The sequence below is a fragment of the Ruegeria sp. Ofav3-42 genome, assembly GCF_022347725.1.
Classification (GTDB): Bacteria; Pseudomonadota; Alphaproteobacteria; order Rhodobacterales; family Rhodobacteraceae; genus Ruegeria.
The window spans coordinates 1-5,063 of the sequence record NZ_JAKRGB010000042.1 but is presented as its reverse complement, the minus strand read 5'-3'; the positions used below and the strand labels follow the sequence as shown (position 1 = coordinate 5,063).

The 5,063-nt window shown below is 47.9% G+C and carries 3 protein-coding genes and 1 pseudogene; 3 read left to right on the top strand and 1 reads right to left on the bottom strand.

The features are described from left to right. Positions 1-276 (bottom strand): annotated as a pseudogene (locus MHN28_RS24585) (IS6 family transposase); the annotation flags it as partial. 650 nt (positions 277-926) lie between these two features. Between MHN28_RS24585 and MHN28_RS24580 the strand changes: the two are divergent. From MHN28_RS24580 to MHN28_RS24570, 3 genes are all read left to right on the top strand, one after another. Further along, positions 927-1,727 carry a hypothetical protein gene (locus tag MHN28_RS24580; protein ID WP_239345656.1) on the top strand — a complete coding sequence of 267 codons (801 nt, stop codon included), beginning with the start codon at positions 927-929 and terminating at the stop codon, positions 1,725-1,727. A gap of 9 nt (positions 1,728-1,736) precedes the next feature. Next, positions 1,737-4,709, top strand: a complete 2,973-nt coding sequence (locus MHN28_RS24575) for a hypothetical protein (protein WP_239345654.1) — start codon at positions 1,737-1,739, stop codon at positions 4,707-4,709. Positions 4,710-4,885: 176 nt separating this feature from the next. After that, a partial coding sequence (locus MHN28_RS24570) for a transposase (protein ID WP_239345658.1) occupies positions 4,886-5,063 on the top strand: 178 nt, incomplete at its 3' end.

The window sequence follows — 5,063 nt, the reverse complement described above, 5'->3', positions numbered from 1 at the left end:
CCAATACTTGCGACCTGAGACTTTCACAACAACCTCATCAAGATGCCAGACATCGCCAGGACGACCTTGCCGCTGTCGCAATTTTCGAGCGATCTGTGGCCCGAACTTGATGACCCAACGCCGGACGGTCTCGTATGTGGCGTCGATCCCTCGTTGCAGCAACAATTCTTCAAGTTCGCGGAGGCTCAAATTGAAGCGGACGTACAGGCACACCGCGTGAGCAATGATCTGGGGAGGAAATCGGTGGCGCTTGTAGCTGATGGGCGATGGCGTCATCGATGTCACCTACGTCCAATTCCCGACATGCACAACCAAACAACGGTTAACATGACAACACCGTTTACACTAAGGGCTCACCCGTCGACTTCGTCGCCACCGTCCTAGACTTTGGCTCATCTATGTCCAACGGCAGCTGCCCATCTAAGTCCCTGTGAAATCGCAACTTTGGCTGGATCAGTAGACGACCGGTTTCGTTCTGCTTGCCGCGTGGGCGATGCTGCATCGGCACCGGGCGGCAGAGAGCCCATTATGACAAATGCTTCACCATAAGCGAACGACTTCTTTTTCGAAACCAGTGTCGTTGTGCCAATGGTTTTGCACCTCGACCGAACAATGGGTTGGCATTTGAACATAACGACTTGAGAATGACAGCGGCAACCTGCTCTCGCAGTTACTTGGTATACGCCAACCGTTTGCTCCGCACCGGAAAAACGATGGCTGACATTCCATAGTGTTACCTACTGCGTTTGGGCTTAACCCAGAAAATTGCCAGCTAAGCAAGCGGAGACGCTGGCCGCCGCCGGAAAGCAGATATTGTGATCATCGATTTACCAGTAGCGGAGACCAAGAGCTGATTTCTCAAATGAGGTCTTGAGCTTGACGCGAATCATGTCTCTGCACAACGATAGGTGTAAACGGGGTGTAAAATGAACTTTCTCGATGCGCTTAGTCAGATCGTGCCGTCCAGTCTAGAATTGAGTCCGGTCAAGATCGAAAAAATGGAGTTCTTACCAATTAACGTCGACTCGTCTCGTTCACGCTACAGCATGGTCAATTTTGAAGACTTCACGGTCCAACTAATCGTGAATCAAAGGAATGTTTCAGAAGCGTCATCAGATGGTCAATCAGAGAGTGACAAGCGGAGCTCAATGACCACAAACCTAGGAAATGAGGACATTCATGCCCCTCCCGAGCAGGCCGGGCATTCAAATCTCGATGTTACAAACAGTCTCTATCAAAACACGATTGTTGGCTCTTACTTTCGATTCCATGGATTGCCCGTTGATGGCACTCCATACCGTCTTTTGATTGATGGGTTCCCCATATTTTTTATGAGCAACAACGACAAAATCAACTTAGAAATTGGACAACGTCGCCGCTTGGCACCCGCGGTTGTTGTCGAAAATTCTAGGCCGGTTTTCGACTTGAATGGCCTAGACAAGGTTGAGTCTGTAAGCAGAACCAGTAAGCTTGGAAAATCAACGCATGCCCAAATTGCATCAGTATTTCCCAAGATTGAAAGCACATATTCGATATTTCTTCGCTTAGGATTTGTTTATTCCCTATCCAATCATAAGCTTGAGTCGTTGATCGCCACCGGAAATAGTTATTGCGATTTCAGCAGTGACGGATTCAAGAACATTTGCGTCTTTTCGTGCGGTCGAGTTGAAGAAAGCGGCAAAGCTCCGCAGTCTCTCATGTACGGTGTTGTAGCTTCCTTAAAATAGGCGATCACAATGGAATTTATAGCTGGAACAAATTTTCGTCCAAAATACCTTTCCGATGAATTGGAAAAGATCGGCGACGGCAACTATGGTATTGTTTTTGCCGCCGAAGGCACCCGTGGAGAGGTCGGTGAGTACGCCCTCAAGGTAATCTACCAACACCAAGTTGAAGATGGTGACACCAAGTCATCCCCCCAATTGGGTTCATGGACCAAGTCGCAGCGCGTCCGCGAAGAGCTTGAAGTCCGACGGATTATTGGTGAAAGTATTGAACAAAGTGGCAAAATTGATCGCTACAAGGAAGACATACGTCGCAGTTTCCACAGGTTTTTAGTTCTTCCCGTCGATTATTGTTTCGATATTTTTGACAAGAGTGTTTTCGGAGAAGGCGGAGAAGCTGAACGCGAAAAGTTCATGGCCGCCAAAGCCTCTTTGGAAACGCGCGACATTCACCTATCTGGTTACGCGTATGTTATGGAACGCTTTACTTGCTCATTGAAGGACCTATTCGAGAGTGAGATCCTACGTCCCAACGGGAACGAAAGCCGCCAACTCACAAGAGGTTATTCTAGGCTCAAGAACACATCCGTATCCGAGCGAGAACGGTCGGCACTACATGTTTTGGAAGGTATCGCCGAAGGACTTAATGTATTGCACATTGCAGGGCTCCGACATCAGGATATTAAGCCCGCCAACATTTACTACAGAGAATTGATGGGAAGAGTTGAGTTTCGCCTAGGTGACTTGGGTTTTCTTAGACCGGACGCCGCAGTCGCAGCGTTGAGTGGCATGGTTTCTGCCGACAGCCTCGCGATTGGTACTAAGCACTATCGATCAGTTGAGCAAATTGACTACAGTGACACTGCGGAAGTTGATGTTGTTGCAGATTTTGAGAATGGAACAGCGTCACTCATTACCTTCGACCCGAAGTTTATTCATACAAACATAGATCAGGGAGATTTTGTATTCTTTCCTAAGTCCAATAGTAGAATTCTTTACTTGATCGACAATGTCGACACCGATGAGGAGAAATCCCAAACGCGGGTCCAGATATCGATTCCAGAAAACGACGCACAGGTTTCTGATGAAAATGTTGAGATTGCGAGACGGGCGCTATTTGACGACTCTAGAACACAAGCCGCTTTCGTAAAAAACCCGACTGCGAGAACAGACTTGTTCGGTCTAGGAGCAATTCTGTTTGATATAGTTACGGCGGGAGACTCACCCGAACGCTTTTACGAACTTCTTCGAAAATACGACAGGCCCGGAACAAAGATTTCGGAATCCATCCTAGCCTATTACTCAGTTTGGCATGCCCAGCAGACAATCGACCCCGAAATTTCAGCTATATTTAAGAGGGCAGCGTTACAGCCCGGATCTGGACTTTCAGAGAGAATACTTGGTTTTCTATTGAAGTGCTGTATGTCGGAGCCAGAAGATTCCTTCTATCAGAAATTTAAGTTTGATCGTATGGACCCCGACTCGGAAGATTGGCATGGCGTTGTGGAGGAAATTCGTGGCCTTATCCGCGACTTAGGTGCGTCAGAGCACAACCGAAGTACTGTCAATTGCATTACTGCGCAGGAGTTAATTTCTAGTGTTACGGAGATGGAGTCTACAAGACTCTTACTCACGTACATTCCTAGGCTCGCAGAAGAGACCCAAGAAGAGACAAAAAATCAGAATGAACCTGTGATACATGCAAAGCCGAAAGGCGCGAGCGACAAAAAGTCGAGCGCGGCAGAATCTGTCGATTCCCCGAAACCAAAAGAAAGCGAACAGGAGAATGCGCAGAAGAATGTTGATCAAGATATAGGTTTAAAAGCTCGCTTGGCCCGAGGAATCCGCGTGGTGAGACTTGTGGAACGTGAAGCAATCAGACTCACAAGGAAAATGCTCGATAGCGATGATTCCGCCTTTGTATCGTTGTCTCCAGAGCACTTTACGATTGGCGAGGACTTCTCTTCCGTTGATCATAACAGTTACTTTGGTATTCTGAAGGCCTTAGAGTTGCAAAGAAAGCTCGAAAACTTAGACCCTCGACTTTGCAGTCTCTCTCCATATCTTGATCGCAATCTACCTGTTTGGTGGCAAAATCGCTCACGTCGAGTGGACGTAAAACCCTTTCAAAGCACAGAGGAAGAAATTGGCTTAGAGTACCGATACACGGACGCGATGCCAAGTTGGTCCGGATTGGCAGTCGGCGACCACCTCATCGTACAAAATTCAGGTGGACCGAACCAGATTTTCACAGTTACATCAGTCGATGAAACCACGAATGTACTTCGTTGCACTTCGGAAAGTTTAGCTTCTGATTCTACATCTGCTGTCTCTCAATCAAACGTCCTTAAATCACCAATTGCCGATGCATCGGAATGGCTACACGGTTTCTTTGTAAAGAGCATCGACCCGGTCGATTATGCTGCTGGTATGATTGCAACCTACATCTTCAATTGTCTCTTCAAGGACATAACTATCACCAAAGTGCACGACCTAGGCAAAAGCGTAGGAGCAGTAATCACTCAATTTCCATTGAGACACCTAGTCAGGCCAAGCAGTGAGTGGAACGAGAACGACGCAGGCGACAACGAAAGTGGCGGTGTAGGCGCTTTGATCAGATCTTTTCGAGGTGGCAATGGCAAACGAACGACGGAAGCAGAGCAATCAAAAGGATTGGCTGGCGACACGGTTAAGCTCTGTCTTTGGCTGATGATGGGAGGCTATCGGAATGTCGAGGACCCTATGACATCCAGTGATCAGCTATTGCAAGAAATCCAACAAGAGGTCACGAGATGGTACAATAGGTGCGAAGAACAACTTTGCGGAAGCGATTTTTTCGAGAGGGTGGATTTGAACCTTAAGAACAACATTGAACCTGTGTTGGTTGAGATGAAAAGTGACGTAGTTTCAGATTTCTCGATGACACAAGAAGAATGGGATCAACTGGCGTCCGCGTTCATAGGTCGGACCGCCGTCTCAAGTTGAAGTAGTGTCATGAACATTGGTAAAGCTGTGCCAAGTTTACCGCACTAAAGCCGCACCAACACGCCTGAAGCACTATTGGCACGCAAAAAAATGTTGGGAACTTCACCTTCTAGGGCCAGGATGCATTGATTTCCGCTTGGCTGCGTGATTCACGGCTCGAAAAACGGAGCGGTGACATGAGCGATCTTTATTGGTTAACCGACGAGCAGATGGCGAAGCTCGCCCCCTTCTTTCCCAAGTCGCACGGCAAACCACGTGTTGATGACAGGCGCGTGTTGAGCGGCATTATCTTCATCAACCGTAATGGCTTGCGATGGCGTGATGCACCCAAAGAGTATGGCCCGCACAAGACGC